Genomic DNA, 13727 nt, shown 5'->3' on the forward strand with positions numbered 1-13727 from the left:
TTAATTGTCGGTCCTCCCGTCATCCTGACGTGCGTCAGGATGACGGACGGGGATCAGACCAGGCCGGCGTGCGCCAGCGCCGCGTCGACCGCGGCGCGCGAGGCGTCGCCCGCGGGGGTCATCGGCAGGCGCAGCGTCTCGGGGAAGCCGGCCCGCACCCGCGCCATGGCGTATTTGACCGGGCCCGGCGACGCGTCGGTGAACAGCGCGTCGTGCAGGGGATAGAGACGGTCCTGATAGGCGAGTGCCGTGACGAAATCGCCCGCCTGGCACGCCGCCTGAAACTCCGCGCAGAGCTTCGGCGCGACGTTGGCGGTGACCGAGATGCAGCCGGTGCCGCCCATCACGTTGAACGCGAGCGCGAGGTCGTCGTTGCCCGACAGCTGGCAGAAGTCTGGCCCGCAGGCTTCGCGGTGTTGCGACACGCGCGCGAGCACGCCGCTGGCGTCCTTCACGCCGACGAACACCTGCGGAAAGGCGGTAACGACCCGCGCCAGCGTCGCGGGCTGGATGTCGGTGACGGTGCGGCCGGGCACGTTGTAGAGGATGATCGGCAGCGGCGCATCGGCGGCGAGCGCCTCGAAATGCCGGAAGATCCCCTCCTGGCTCGGGCGGTTGTAATAGGGCGGGACCATCAGCGCGGCATCGGCGCCAGCCTCAAGCGCCGCACGCAGATTGGCCGAGGCGACGCGTGTGTCGTTCGACCCTGCCCCGGCGATCACGGGCACGCGACCCTTCGCCTGATCGACGCAGACGCGGACGACGTGGAAATGCTCGTCATAGGACAGGGTCGCTGCCTCGCCCGTGGTGCCGCACGCGACCAGCGCGGACGAGCCCTCGGCGATCTGCCACTCGACGAAATCGCGATAGGCGCGCTCGTCGAAAGCGCCGTCCGCGGCGAACGGCGTGACGAGCGCCGGGATCGACCCGGCAAAGGAAAAACCTGCAAACATCGGTATATTGCGCTCCTGCCGCGCTGAATTCGGGCGTTTCGTTCAGGACAGATACGGGTTGAACTGCTATCCTGTCCACATGGTAGCATTGGCGTTCAAATCGAGCATCGTCCTGGCGGCTTTGGCCGGCACGGCGGTATCTTCAGGGGTCGGACAGGAAACGCTCGACCGGTACCGAACGCAGCTTTCGAATATCGGCCCGCAGGCGCAGCCGATGGCGAGCGACGGCGCGATCGCCTCGACGATCGCGCAGTGGCGCGCACTGCAACAGACCGATGCGCTGCCGTTCGACAGCTATGCCGGGTTCCTGATGGCGCATCCCGGCTGGCCGAACGAGACCGCCAATCGCCGCGCGGCGGAGCGGCAGGCGGCGATCGGCAGCGGTGCGGCGGGCAGCGTCGTCGCATTCTTCACGCGCTATCCGCCGCAGTCCGCGGCGGGCAATCTCGCTTATGCGCGCGCATTGCAGGCAACCGGGCAGCGCGACCGGGCCTATGCCGCGGTGCGCACCGCATGGCGATCGGGCGGGCTGACGCCGATCGATCAGGTCGCGGTGACGACGGGCTTCCCCGGCGCGCTGTCGCCGGATGATCAGGATGCGCGGATGGACGCGCTGCTCTGGTCGGGGCAGACGAGCGCAGCGCAGCGGCAGATCCTGCTGGTGAGTCCCGCCAAGCGCGCGCTGTTCGAGGCGCGGCTCGCCTTCCGGACCAATGCGCCGAACGCGTCCGATCTGTCGGCGGCGACGATGGAGACGTATCGCGGCGACGCCGGCTATGTCGCCGACCGCGCGGTGTGGCTGCGCAACAGCGGCGCGAGCCCGAGCGCGCGGGCCTGGCTCGCGCGGCCGCGGGCGCTGACCACGCGGCCGGGCAATGCGGGCGAATGGTACGAGATCCTGGTGACCAATGCGCGCGGCGCGGCGAATGACGGCCAGTGGCAGGTCGCCTATGACATCGCGCGGCAGATCGACGATGCCTATCCGGCGGGGGCGAACATCTCGGCCAAATCCTATGCCGAGCGCGACGAATATACCAATCTCGCCTGGCTTGGCGGGCAGGCGGCGATGAAGAAGCTCGGGCGGCCGGCGGATGCGATGACGCTGTTCGATCGCTATGCGCGCGGGTCGAATTCGCCGGTCGTGCGGGCGCGTGGTTATTACTGGGCGGGTCGCGCGGCGGAGGCGGCGGGCCGGCAGGCGGATGCCGCCGCCTTCTACACGCAGGCGGCCGGCTACCGCGATCAATATTACGGACAGCTCGCGACCGAGCGGATGGGCCGCGCGCTGACCCCGCCACCGCCGATGGCCAGCCTTGCGATCGCCCCCGCGGTGCGCGCCGCGTTCGAGCAGCGCGAGACGGTGCGCGCGGTCAAGTTCCTTGGCCAGATCGCGGACTGGCAGGACCAGACCGCGTTCGTCCGCCAGATCGCCGCGGATGCGACGACCGACACCGACCACGCGCTCGCCGCCGAACTGTCGACGCGCATCAACCGCCCCGATCTGGGCGTGATGGTCGGGCGCAGCGCGCTGGCGAACGGGCTTAGCGACTATTCGGCGGCGGGCTTCCCGACCGTCAGCGTGCCGGCGGGCTATGAGGACAACTGGACGATCATCCACGCGATCTCGCGGCAGGAGAGCCAGTTCGATCGCGCGGCAGTCAGCCATGCCGGTGCGCGCGGGCTGATGCAGCTGATGCCGGCGACCGCGCGCGAGCAGTCGGGCAAGATCGGGCTCGCCTATAACCAGGCGTCGCTGACGACGGATCCCAATCTGTCGATCATGCTGGGGTCGAGCTACTTCCAGCGGATCTATGCGAACTATGGCAGCTATCCGCTTGCGATTGCTGCATATAATGCGGGCGGTGGCAATGTGAACAAGTGGCTGCGCGCCAATGGCGACCCGCGGACCGGGGCGGTCGACATCATCGACTGGATCGAGGCGATCCCGTATCAGGAGACGCGCAACTATGTGCAGCGCGTGATCGAGAATGCGGTCGTCTACGACCTGATGAACCCCGCCCGCGCCAAGAGCCGCAGCGTCGCGCGGACGTCCTGGTATCTCGGCAAGACCCGGCCGGGCTGAACCGGACGAGACGGCGCGCATGGATCGGCCCAACTACATCACCCCGGCAGGCTATACGGTGCTGCGCGAGGAATATGAGCTGTTGCTCGGCAGCGAGCGGCCCAAGCTGGTCGAGGTGATTTCCTGGGCGGCGGGCAATGGCGACCGGTCGGAGAATGGCGACTATATCTATGGGCGCAAGCGGCTGCGCGAGATCGACCGGCGGCTCGGCTGGCTGTCGCGGCGGATGAAGGCGGCCAAGGTCGTCGATCCCGCCGCGCAGGAGGACCGCAGCCGCGTCTGGTTCGGCGCGTGCGTGACGGTGGCGGACGAGGAGGATGTCGAACGCGTGCTCACGCTGGTCGGCGATGACGAGACCGATGCGGGCAATGGGCGGATCGGCTGGAATTCGCCGTTCGCCCGCGCGCTGAGGGGTGCCGCGATCGGTGATGTCCGGCGCGTCGACCTGCCGGCGGGCGAGCGCGAATATGAGGTCGTGGCGATCGCCTATCCCTGATTTCCTATCGCTGAACGATCCGTTTCCATCCGGCGCGTTGACGCAGGCACGCGCGCATAGGACGTAGCGGGACCGCAACGACGTTCAGGATGATCCCATGCCGATACCCGCCACCTGGTCCCGCCGCCTGCTCAGCGCCATGCGCATCGTCGTGGCGCTGGTATTCTTCAGCCACGGTATCTCCAAGTTCTTCGGGCTGCCGCCCTTCCCGATGGCGATGACCCCGTTGCTGTACGTCGCGGGCATAATCGAGGTCGTGGGCGGCGCGTTGCTGATCGTCGGGCTGTTCACGCGGCCGGTCGCGTTCCTGCTGTCGGGCATGTCGGCGGCGGCCTATTTCCTCGCGCACGCACCGCAGGGCCCCTTCCCGATCGCCAATGGCGGCGAGGCGGCGGTGCTCTATTGTTTCGTGTTCCTCTACCTCGCCGCAGCGGGTGGCGGCGCGTGGAGCGTGGACGCGGGGCGCGGGCGCGGCTAATCCCGGCGGTATGGCCGATACCACAACCCGCAACGTCGCCCTTCTCATCGACGCCGACAACGCATCGTCGGCGACGCTCGACCCGGTGCTGACCGTCCTTGCCGAGCTCGGCACGGTCAACGTCCGGCGCGTCTATGGCAATTGGTCCAAGCCCGCGCTGAAAGGCTGGCGCGACATGTCGATCAAGCACGGCATCGAGCCGCAGCAGCAGTTCGACCTGACCAAGGGCAAGAACGCGACCGACATGAAGATGACGATCGACGCGATGGACCTGCTGTTCCGCGGCCGGATCGACGGGTTCGGGATCATGTCGTCGGACAGCGACTTCATGCCGCTCGCGATGCGGATCCGCCAGGACGGCGTGCCCGTCTATGGCTTCGGCACTAGCCGCACGCCCGAGGGGTTTCGCCAGGCCTGCACGCGCTTCATCGACGTCAGCGCGCTCGACGACGAGTCCGAGCCGATGCCGCTGTCACTGCCGCCCGCGATCGGTGGCGAGAAGGCCCCTGCCCCCGCCGCGCCCGCCGCACGCCGATCGCGCGGTGGCGAGCCGATCGGGTCGGACCTGATCAAGCTGCTGATCGACGCGTATAATGCGGGCAAGCGCGACGAGAAGGGCTATCAGAGCCTGACAGAACTCGGCCAGCGCGCGGGCAACCGGTCGAGCTTCGACGCGCGCAACTATGGCTTCAACCATCTGTCCGAGCTGATCGAGGCGGTGCCCAATTTCCAGACCGAACGCCGTGACGGCGGTCGGATCTACGTCAAGCGGGTGCGCTGAGCGGGGGCACCGGTCGCTCAGTCGAGCCCGGTGCAGTCGCCGCCAAGCTTCGTCCCGCCCCGCGCGGCGAAGCTGCCCAGTTCACGCGCGTCGCGTTTCGCGATCAGCGTGGTGGCGCTGGGCTTGCCGTCCTTGAGAACCGCGACGGTCCAGGCATCGACAGGCCCGGTCGGTGTCGCAACGCTCTGGCTGCCGGTGACGGTCAGCGTGAAGCGGCCGATCCCGCCATCATACTGGTAGAAGGGCAACGAGAAGCTCTTGCCCATCGCGAGCGGCAAGGCGCCGAACGTCACGCCCCAGAGATTGCCCTCCCAGATGGGGTCAGCCACCGCGACGTCGATCGGCGTGACGACGGCCTTGTCGGTCTTCGTTCCGACGATGCGACCGGGGGTGTAGCGCAGCGCGACATGCTCGACCCCGCTCCGGCTGTTGTCGAAGGTGATCGGCGTCAGATCGTCGCGGTTCAAGACGAAGTGATCGCGCATCGCGAAATTCGCCATCGGCACGCGCTGATGCACGACGATGTCCCAGGCCGGCCGACCGCCGACGCGGATGGCGCGGATGACCTGGCGGGTTGCGCCGATGACGGTCTGGTCGGCTCCGGCGGCCGGCGTGCCTGCGGGGGAGCCCGGGCGGTAGATCGCGAAACACTGGTCGACCGGCTTGACCCTGTCGCCCTGCGGCGCGGTCACCGAAGCCGCTGCGGCCGCTAGCATCATCAGCATGTCCATCATCCCCACCCCGTCGTTGTGGGAGAGGTGTGCTACGGACATCATACACGCGTCAAGCAATCAGTCCGGAAGCACGATCCTCGGGTCGGGGATGTCGAGGACCGCACAGGTGCCGCGCGCGGCATTCTCGATCGCGATCGTGCCGCGCAACTGCCGGGCGAGGCTGCCGATCATCCGCATGCCGAGGCTTTTGCGCGAGGCGGCCTTGAGGTCGAAATCGGCGGGCAGCCCGACGCCGTCGTCGGACACGGTCAGCAGAATCCGGCCATCGGCGTTGCGGATCGTCACCGCGATGACGCCGCCACCCTCGCCGTAAGCATATTTGATCGCGTTGGTGACAAGCTCGGTGACGAGCAGGCCGAGCGGGATCGCGGTATCCGCGCTGATCCGGATCGCGTCGATGTCGCAGTCGATCCGGTGCAGCGGCGCCTGTTCGGCCAGCCCCGTCGCGATTCCGCAGACCAGGTCGTCGAGCGCGACGATCCCGACCTGTTCACCGCGCCAGAGCTGGTCATGCGTCTGCGCGATCGCGGTGATCCGCGCCTGCGCGTCGCCGAGCAGCCGGGTGATGCGCGGGTCGTCATCCTCCTGCATCTGGAGGTTGAGCATCGCCGAGACGAGCGCGAGGCTGTTCTTGACGCGGTGGCTCGCCTCGCGCGTGAGGAGCTCCTGATGCTCCATCGCGTCGCTCAAGCGCTGTTCGGCCTGTTGCCGCTCGATCGCGACGCCGATCAGATTGGCGAACCCCTGCATGAAGGCGAGGTCGGCGGGCTCGAACTTGCCCTCGTCGGGGCTGTCGACCTCGAGCACGCCGAAGCGCTTGCCCGACGTCTCGACCAGCACGTTGATCGCGCGGCGGATGTGGTGCTCGGCCATGAAGGCGGGCGTACGGAACCGCTCCTCATTCTCGAGATGGTTGGAGATCACCGGCTGGCCGGTCTCGAGCGCGAAGCCCGCGGGCGAGGCGAGATCGGTGCGCATCTCGGCCGATCCGACCACGCCCGGCGCCCAGCCGATCCCCGCGCGCACGAACAGGCTGTCCTGCTCGGGGCGATATTCGAGGAACTTGCAGTATTTCGAGCGCATCCCCTCGCCGCACAATTCGGTGGCGCGCTGGAGCATCGGTTCGAGATCGCGCGCACGCAGCGCCTCGATCCCGAAATCGGCCAGTATCGATTGCTGGCGAAGCCGGTATTGCAGCTCCCCCGCACCCGGGGGGGCATCTCCACCGGGGGAGTGTTCGATAACTGTCACGCCTGCTCCGTTCGTGGGGACCAAGATTTCCCGTACCGACCCCGGTTAGGGGATCAACATGGCGCTTGCGTGGCAGGCACCAGCTCGGTCCTACACCACCCTCGTCATCCTGACGAACGTCAGGATCCAGAGCAATCAAGCGGGCCGCCTGTGACCCTGGATCCTGACTTTCGTCAGGATGACGGAGTTTGGATGGTAGGTGGACGTCCGCCGCAGCCCGGGAACATGGGCCGCGGCGGGTCTCAGACGCTCAGCGTGTGAGCTTCTTGTAGGCCAGACGCGTCGGGCGGTCGGCGGCGTCGCCGAGGCGGCGGCGCTTGTCTTCCTCGTAGGAGGCGTAATTGCCCTCGAACCACTCGACATGGCTGTCGCCTTCGAAGGCGAGGATGTGCGTGGCGAGGCGATCGAGGAAGAAGCGGTCATGGCTGATGACCACCGCGCAGCCGGCGAACGTCTCGAGCGCCTCCTCGAGCGCACGCAGCGTCTCGACGTCGAGATCGTTGGTCGGCTCGTCGAGCAGGAGGACGTTGCCACCCTCCTTGAGCATCTTGGCCATGTGGACGCGGTTGCGCTCGCCGCCCGACAGCTGGCCGACCTTCTTCTGCTGATCCTGCCCGCGGAAGTTGAACGCGCCGACATAGGCGCGCGTGCCCATCTCCTGCTTGCCGAAGCGGAAGATCTCGAGCTCGTCGGAGATTTCCTGCCAGACGTTCTTGTTCGGATCGAGATCGTCGCGGCTCTGGTCGACATAGCCGAGCTTGACGGTCGAGCCGACCTCGATCGTGCCCGTGTCCGGGGTTTCCTGGCCGGTGATGAGCTTGAACAGCGTCGACTTGCCCGCGCCGTTCGGGCCGATCACGCCGACGATGCCGCCCGGCGGCAGCGTGAAGTCGAGCCCGTCGAACAGCAGCTTGTCGCCGTACGACTTGGTCAGGCCCTTCGCCTCGATCACCTTGCCACCGAGACGCGACGGCAGCTGGATCAGGATCGCGGCCTTGCCGGCGACGCGATTCTCCTGCTTTTCCATCAGCTCGTCGAACGCGCGGATACGCGCCTTCGACTTGGTCTGGCGTGCCTTGGGGGTCTGGCGCATCCACGCCAGCTCGTCGGCGATCGCCTTCTGCTTGCCGGCCTCTTCGCGCTCTTCCTGGCTGAGGCGCTGCGCCTTCTTCTCCAGATAGCCCGAATAGTTGCTCTCATAGGTGTAGTAGCGGCCGCGATCGAGCTCGAGCACCCAGTTGACGACATTGTCGAGGAAGTAGCGGTCATGCGTCACGAGGATGACGTTGCCGGTATATTCCTTAAGGTAATTCTCGAGCCACGACACGCTCTCGGCGTCGAGATGGTTGGTCGGCTCGTCGAGCAGCAGGATCTGCGGCTTCTCGAGCAGCAGCTTGCAGAGCGCGACGCGGCGCTTCTCGCCGCCCGAGAGATTCTCGACCGACGCATCGCCCGGCGGGCAGCGCAGAGCCTCCATCGCCTGTTCCAGCTGGCTGTCGAGCGCCCAGCCGTCGACCGCGTCGATCTTGGCCTGGAGATCGCCCATCTCCTCCATCAGTGCGTCGAAATCGGTGTCGTCCTTCGGATCGCCCATCTCGGCCGAGATCGCGTTGAACCGGTCGACGAGGTCGGCGACGGGGCGGACGCCGTCCTTGACGTTGCCCATCACGTCCTTGGTCGGATCGAGCTGAGGCTCCTGCGCGAGATAGCCGACATTGACGCCCTCGGCCGCCCAGGCCTCGCCGGTGAAGTCGGGATCCATGCCCGCCATGATCTTCATCAGCGTCGACTTGCCCGACCCGTTGGGGCCGATGATCGCGATCTTGGCGGACGGAATGAACTGGAGGTGGATGTTGTTGAGGACGGGCTTTGCGGCACCGGGGAAGGTCTTGGTCAGACCCTTCATGACGTAGGTATACTGGACGGCCATGTGGGTGCCGAGCTCCATGCTTGAATGAGGCGGGATTTGACGTGCGCAGATAGCGATGCGGCGGGCCGTTGGCAAACGGGGAGCGGCGACATAGGCTGTCGCGGATGATGAAGCACACGCTCGCGGTATTGGCCGCCTCCACCCTGTCCGTTCCTCTCGTGGCACAGCGGACCGCACCACCCGCCCCTGCCCCGGTCGATGCGAAGGTCGCAGCCCTCCGCGATGCCGCGCTCAAGGACGACGTCGCCTATGACATCGTCGAGGGGATGACGACCGAGATCGGCCCCAGGCTGGCGGGGACCGAGGCGGAGGCGCGTGCGCGTGCCTGGTCGGTGACCAAGCTGAAGGCGCTGGGGTTCAAGAACGTGCGGATCGAGCCGTACCAGATGCCCGTCTGGGTGCGCGGCGTCGAGACGGGGTCGATCCTCGCCCCCTTCCCGCAGGCGCTGAAGCTGACCGCGCTCGGCAATTCGGGTGCGACGCCCGTGGGCGGCCTGACCGCGCAGGTGGTGGTGTTCAAGTCCTATGGCGACCTGGCGGCGGCGCCTGCCGGGAGCCTCGCCGGCAAGATCGCCTATGTCGGCAACGCGATGGAGCCGACGCAGGACGGGTCGAGCTATGGCGCGTTCGGCCCTGCGCGGTTCGTGGGGCCGGCGATGGCGGCGAGCAAGGGCGCGGCCGCGATCGTGATCCGCTCGATCGGCACCGATCATCACCGCAACCCGCATACCGGCACGACCAACTTCCCCGAGGGCGTCACGCCGATCCCGTCGGCGGCGCTGTCGGTGCCCGATGCCGAGCTGATCGAACGGATCGCGACGCGCGGCAAGCCGATCACGATGACGCTCGTCCTGACCCCGCGGATGACGGGCACGCACGAATCGGGGAACGTCATCGCCGAGGTGCCGGGGACCGATCCCAAGGCGGGGATCGTGCTGGTCGGCGGGCATCTCGACAGCTGGGATCTCGGCACGGGCGCGATCGACGATGCGAGCGGCGTGGCGATCACCGCGGCGGCGGCCAAGCGCATCCTCGACGGCCCGCGCCCGCGGCGCACGATCCGCGTCGTCTGGTTCGGTGCCGAGGAAGTCGGCGGCTTTGGCGGCAAGGCCTATGCCGAGGCGCACAAGACCGAGCGGCACGCGACCGCGGGCGAATCCGATTTCGGCGCGGATCGCGTCTGGCGGTTCGAGACCAACCTGCCCGACAGCGCGAAGCCGGTCGCCGATCGCCTCGCCTCCGCCCTCGCCCCGCTCGGCATCGCGCGCGGCGCAGGGGTCGGCGGTGACGGCACCGATGTCGGCCCGACCATGGCGCTCGGCGTCGCGGCGATCGACCTCAACCAGTCGGGTACGCGCTATTTCGACACGCACCACACCCCCGACGATACGCTCGACCGGGTCGATCCCGAGCAGCTTCGCCAGAACGTCGCGGCCTGGACGACGATGCTTGCGATCGTGGCCAATGCGCCCGAGGAAATCGGCTCGGTCGTGCCAAGAAAGTGACCAGTTGCGGCAACCCGCCCGTCATCGGACTGTCGCAAAGCTTGCTGGGCGATGAATTTAGCGGATTGACCGCCGGTCGGGGGCCGCTATTTGACGGGGCTTCGCGACGGCAATCGGGTCGGCCGCGAGTGAAACTATGCTTGGGAGCATTCGAATGAAGAAGATCGTTCTGATCGCTGCTGCCGCCGGCCTGATGTCCGTCGCAGCCTGCAGCAAGTCGCCAGAAGCCGCCGCAGTTGAGAACAACGCGGACATGCTGGCTGACAACATGGAAATGCAGGCTGACAACATGGACGCCATGGCGGACAACACCTCGAACGCTGTCGCAACCGACGTGCTCGAGAACGCAGCCGACAACATGAACGCAGCAGCAGACAACGTCCGCGACGCTGCCGACGAGAAGACCGACAACATGAACTAAGACTGTGTCGGGCGCTTGCGCTCGACAGCGTTTTGGAGTCGGAAAGGGCGTTCCTTCGGGAGCGCCCTTTTTCTTTGGCACCCTTTTTCTTTGGAAACGCTTGCGCTAACGCAGGCGGCGGTGGGGCCTGTAGCTCAACGGTTAGAGCTGGCCGCTCATAACGGCTAGGTTGCGGGTTCGATTCCTGCCGGGCCCACCAATTTCTCCGATCATCACCACCTTACATCGTCAGGAAAGCGCAGAACCGCTTGGTTTGTGGGGGTCTTTCTTTTCACACGTTCCATACGGCGAGCTGAATGTGCGGGATATTTGGGGGTATTTTTCAAATGGTATTTTCTGCCTCCCAGATGTCATGATTCGGCCCGGATTTCTGCGGCTTGCGGAGCCGCTCCGGCTTCGGCGGAAGCACCTGGTTTGAGGGTGTCGATGATCATGCTGGGCGGCCTTGCGACGATGATCTCGGCAATGCCCGCCGCAGCGCACGCCGCGGTGCAAGTCGCGGCGAACCGCGAGTGACGAACCGCTTTAGATAGGCGGCGTTACGCCCTATCATCGTAGAGAGGCTAGCGAGGCTCCTGCCTTGCTCTTTGGCGAGCTCGGCAGTCGAACTCGCGGCGTTTGCATACTCATTGGGCGCATCCAAACAACGAATCAGGGTAGCGCCCGAGCTATACTGCTCCTTTTTTGTTCTCAACCTGCCTGCCATCGCCGGGCGGAACGAGGCACGGGATAGTTCGGAAAACCTCGTAACTCGGGGGGGGGCTTGAATGTCGCTAAAAGAACAGTGTGCCCGTCAACAACTATTGGAGATTTAGGTCATTCTTCTTGTCTTGTTAACCAAGGTTGAGCAGGGCCTATTGCACGCTTCTACCGTGGAAAATGCCCCCGGATGCAAACGATCCGGCCGCGCGACTTCATGACGCTCATCGCACTCCGCTCACGATGCACGATTGTCCCGAAACCACACAATGGTTGGGTGGTAGCCATTTTCAGGCAATTGCATAACTCTATGGCCCCCTTTACTTTTTTTCCAAGGAACACGTAAAAAGGGACCATCATGAAGCGTTTACTTCTTTCGACAATGGCATTCGTATCTGCATTTGCGATGGCCCCAGCGGCTCACGCAGTTAACTTCACTCCGAACGACCCGGAGTTCACCGTCAGCGGCGATATAAAGAATGGTACCGTTTCGGCAGATTTCGGCCGGGCGGGCATTAAGCGTGGTGCATTCACGGATACTTTCAATTTCATCATCGATCAGGCCGGTCTGGCTAGCGGTACGCTCAGCACGAGCACGACGCGGTTCTTCAGCCCGACCGATCTTGATATCCTGTCGGTGTTCATCAATGGTTTCGCAGCATCGAAGACTGTTGTCGGCAAGGCCGAGTTTTTCGAGATCAACAACGTGGCGATCGCAAAAGGTGCGACGAACCAGATCGTCGTGAACGGCCTCTCGCGTGGTAACGGTTCCTATGCCGGCACCGCGACCTTTGAGCCGACGGCAGCAGTTCCCGAGGCCGGTACCTGGGCAATCATGCTGTTCGGTATCGGCGGTATCGGCTCATCGATGCGCGTTCGTCGTCGCCAGGCGAAGATCGCATTCGCCTAAGCACATTTCACAGCCGGTCCCAGTGTCCGGCCGTGTGAAGGCAGCCGTCAACCTTTCGAGGTTGGCGGCTGTTTTCATTTGAATCCAGCGCGATTGCGGCTGCGGAGGGATTGATGCGGCGCGACGACCGCCGTTGACCGACACCGAAGCGTACGGTCAGGCGCGAACTGGTCGAAGTCGACTTCCTTATGCCGTCCACAGCCACGGATCAGATCCGTGGTCCGGATACCCAGGGGCGGCATGGGTCGGGTTTAAGTGGTCAAACGTCGACGGAGTGACAATGCAGAAAATCCAATAAGAGCCGCGCTCATTGAGACCGTCAACGGTCGCGTAGACACACCAGCGGTCCGCCTAACCCTGCGCTGTCTCTGACATCACTGCCCCGAGCGCTGGCCCCTCGTGATCTTTTGGGAGGCCGCGCCGCAGGATAGCGAAATCGGTCGGTGCCAGAGCGTGACGGCCCCATTCAACAGCATTGTGCGGCAGCTGCGTCGATCCGGCGCATATACCGTAGTCGGCAATGCGCGGGCAGCATTGGCATCAAGAATTTTCAGTTAATCCACTTTAACCGCGTGGATTTGCAATTACTAAACAAATTCAATGCATAAATCCCCTTGTCGAAAGACAAGCACTTTCAAATTTGGGGGTTCAAATGCGCTACTGGCCAATCGGCAAGCCCATTCGGGGTTAACTTTGCCATCAGCTTGGGGGTCACTATTGGCAACATTGCCGCATACTGCAGGATGCAAAGCAATGCATTACTATGCCAATGATGACCCTTACAACGGCTGAAGTTAAAAATGCCCGGCTTTCCGAGCCGGGCATTTTTTGTGTTCACGACCGCGTCATATCCTTTGCCGGAATCTCATCGGTGCATGTGCGAAAAAGCAAGGCCAAGGGGTTTCACTGCTTTTTGCATAGCTGTGTTCGCAGTCTTAAACCGCCCGCCTATCAGATAGCCAATTAAAGGCCTGCGTTACGCCGAACTTCTGCGACGGCCCTTCGTTGATCGCATCGACTTTCCGAACGAGGACACGAGCAAGAGCAACCGGCGCATGCTGTGCGCGCCTGGCGTAGCGATCGAGCTGCGCTTCGAGCCGAGCAACCCGTTCGACAATAACGCGGTCGCCATCTTCAGCGAGCGCGGCACGCAGCTGGGCTACGTCAGCGCCGAGCGGGCGTCGTTGATCGGCAAGCGGATAGCGGAAGGCGAGGCGATCGCCGTCTTTCAGACGATGCACGGAAGCAGGGTGCTTACCCTGCCCGACCCGGTCCCCGATGCTCCAAAGCGCCCACCTCCCCGCCAGGCTCGGTCGGCGCAGCAACCGGTCCACGATCCCCACGCCTTTTAACCTGACAAGGAAGACGCCGAACTCGGCGCGTAACATCGGGCTTGCGGCCCGGTCTGACCAATATGAAGCTTAGCAAGGTCGTTCCGTACTATGATCGACTGCCAGGGCAAACGCTGGGGCTGACGAACGCAATA

Annotated in this window: 12 protein-coding genes and 1 tRNA gene; 8 read left to right on the top strand and 5 right to left on the bottom strand. The window is 65.0% G+C overall.

Annotated elements, in window-relative coordinates; genetic code table 11:
* Positions 1–53: 53 nt before the first annotated feature.
* Positions 54–953 carry a 4-hydroxy-tetrahydrodipicolinate synthase gene (gene dapA, locus SOM18_RS02700; RefSeq protein WP_031440356.1) on the bottom strand — a complete coding sequence of 300 codons (900 nt, stop codon included), beginning with the start codon at positions 951–953 and terminating at the stop codon, positions 54–56.
* A 79-nt stretch (positions 954–1032) separates the two neighbouring features.
* Here dapA and SOM18_RS02705 point away from each other — a divergent pair, with 79 nt between their 5' ends.
* From SOM18_RS02705 to SOM18_RS02720, 4 genes are all read left to right on the top strand, one after another.
* Positions 1033–3036 (top strand): lytic transglycosylase domain-containing protein, encoded by a 2004-nt coding sequence (locus SOM18_RS02705; RefSeq protein ID WP_320481326.1) that lies wholly within the window; start codon positions 1033–1035, stop codon positions 3034–3036.
* A gap of 19 nt (positions 3037–3055) precedes the next feature.
* Complete coding sequence (gene greB, locus SOM18_RS02710; RefSeq protein WP_031439512.1) at positions 3056–3532, top strand: transcription elongation factor GreB; 477 nt, start codon at positions 3056–3058, stop codon at positions 3530–3532.
* A gap of 97 nt (positions 3533–3629) precedes the next feature.
* Positions 3630–4010, top strand: coding sequence for a DoxX family protein (locus SOM18_RS02715; protein ID WP_320481249.1), 381 nt, complete (start codon positions 3630–3632; stop codon positions 4008–4010).
* Positions 4011–4020: 10 nt separating this feature from the next.
* Positions 4021–4791, top strand: coding sequence for an NYN domain-containing protein (locus tag SOM18_RS02720; protein ID WP_031439510.1), 771 nt, complete (start codon positions 4021–4023; stop codon positions 4789–4791).
* A 17-nt stretch (positions 4792–4808) separates the two neighbouring features.
* On the opposite strand, the gene SOM18_RS02725 is transcribed toward SOM18_RS02720, so the two are convergent.
* The 3 genes from SOM18_RS02725 to ettA all read right to left on the bottom strand — a co-directional run bounded on the left by SOM18_RS02725 (position 4809) and on the right by ettA (position 8706).
* On the bottom strand, positions 4809–5516 hold the full coding sequence (locus SOM18_RS02725; protein WP_152555381.1) for a hypothetical protein: 708 nt from the start codon (positions 5514–5516) through the stop codon (positions 4809–4811).
* A 66-nt stretch (positions 5517–5582) separates the two neighbouring features.
* Positions 5583–6776, bottom strand: coding sequence for a sensor histidine kinase (locus SOM18_RS02730; RefSeq protein WP_235188280.1), 1194 nt, complete (start codon positions 6774–6776; stop codon positions 5583–5585).
* 250 nt (positions 6777–7026) lie between these two features.
* On the bottom strand, positions 7027–8706 hold the full coding sequence (gene ettA / locus SOM18_RS02735) for an energy-dependent translational throttle protein EttA (protein ID WP_031439507.1): 1680 nt from the start codon (positions 8704–8706) through the stop codon (positions 7027–7029).
* Positions 8707–8810: 104 nt separating this feature from the next.
* Here ettA and SOM18_RS02740 point away from each other — a divergent pair, with 104 nt between their 5' ends.
* The 4 genes from SOM18_RS02740 to SOM18_RS02755 all read left to right on the top strand — a co-directional run bounded on the left by SOM18_RS02740 (position 8811) and on the right by SOM18_RS02755 (position 12241).
* Positions 8811–10211: a M20/M25/M40 family metallo-hydrolase gene (locus SOM18_RS02740; RefSeq protein ID WP_031439506.1), complete on the top strand. Its 1401-nt coding sequence runs from the start codon at positions 8811–8813 to the stop codon at positions 10209–10211.
* Positions 10212–10365: 154 nt separating this feature from the next.
* Entirely contained in the window at positions 10366–10632 is a 267-nt protein-coding gene (locus SOM18_RS02745) for a hypothetical protein (RefSeq protein WP_031393308.1), read from the top strand.
* Positions 10633–10755: 123 nt separating this feature from the next.
* Positions 10756–10831, top strand: a tRNA-Ile gene (locus SOM18_RS02750).
* An 858-nt stretch (positions 10832–11689) separates the two neighbouring features.
* Positions 11690–12241, top strand: coding sequence for an FxDxF family PEP-CTERM protein (locus tag SOM18_RS02755; RefSeq protein WP_107045822.1), 552 nt, complete (start codon positions 11690–11692; stop codon positions 12239–12241).
* A 935-nt stretch (positions 12242–13176) separates the two neighbouring features.
* Here the strand turns inward: SOM18_RS02755 and SOM18_RS19460 are convergent.
* The gene (locus SOM18_RS19460; RefSeq protein ID WP_235188279.1) at positions 13177–13629 is read right to left on the bottom strand and encodes a hypothetical protein; all 453 of its coding nucleotides are present in this window, start codon (positions 13627–13629) and stop codon (positions 13177–13179) included.
* Positions 13630–13727: the final 98 nt, after the last annotated feature.

Source organism: Sphingomonas sp. CFBP9019, from assembly GCF_034045155.1.
Lineage (GTDB): Bacteria > Pseudomonadota > Alphaproteobacteria > Sphingomonadales > Sphingomonadaceae > Sphingomonas > Sphingomonas aerolata.

Bases quoted from the DNA above. Each gene is read 5' to 3' on its own strand.
- dapA (WP_031440356.1), bottom strand. From the start codon at position 953: ATGTTTGCAGGTTTTTCCTTTGCCGGGTCGATCCCGGCGCTCGTCACG.
- SOM18_RS02705 (WP_320481326.1), top strand. From the start codon at position 1,033: ATGGTAGCATTGGCGTTCAAATCGAGCATCGTCCTGGCGGCTTTGGCC.
- greB (WP_031439512.1), top strand. From the start codon at position 3,056: ATGGATCGGCCCAACTACATCACCCCGGCAGGCTATACGGTGCTGCGC.
- SOM18_RS02715 (WP_320481249.1), top strand. From the start codon at position 3,630: ATGCCGATACCCGCCACCTGGTCCCGCCGCCTGCTCAGCGCCATGCGC.
- SOM18_RS02720 (WP_031439510.1), top strand. From the start codon at position 4,021: ATGGCCGATACCACAACCCGCAACGTCGCCCTTCTCATCGACGCCGAC.
- SOM18_RS02725 (WP_152555381.1), bottom strand. From the start codon at position 5,516: ATGCTGATGATGCTAGCGGCCGCAGCGGCTTCGGTGACCGCGCCGCAG.
- ettA (WP_031439507.1), bottom strand. From the start codon at position 8,706: ATGGCCGTCCAGTATACCTACGTCATGAAGGGTCTGACCAAGACCTTC.
- SOM18_RS02740 (WP_031439506.1), top strand. From the start codon at position 8,811: ATGATGAAGCACACGCTCGCGGTATTGGCCGCCTCCACCCTGTCCGTT.
- SOM18_RS02745 (WP_031393308.1), top strand. From the start codon at position 10,366: ATGAAGAAGATCGTTCTGATCGCTGCTGCCGCCGGCCTGATGTCCGTC.
- SOM18_RS02755 (WP_107045822.1), top strand. From the start codon at position 11,690: ATGAAGCGTTTACTTCTTTCGACAATGGCATTCGTATCTGCATTTGCG.
- SOM18_RS19460 (WP_235188279.1), bottom strand. From the start codon at position 13,629: ATGTTACGCGCCGAGTTCGGCGTCTTCCTTGTCAGGTTAAAAGGCGTG.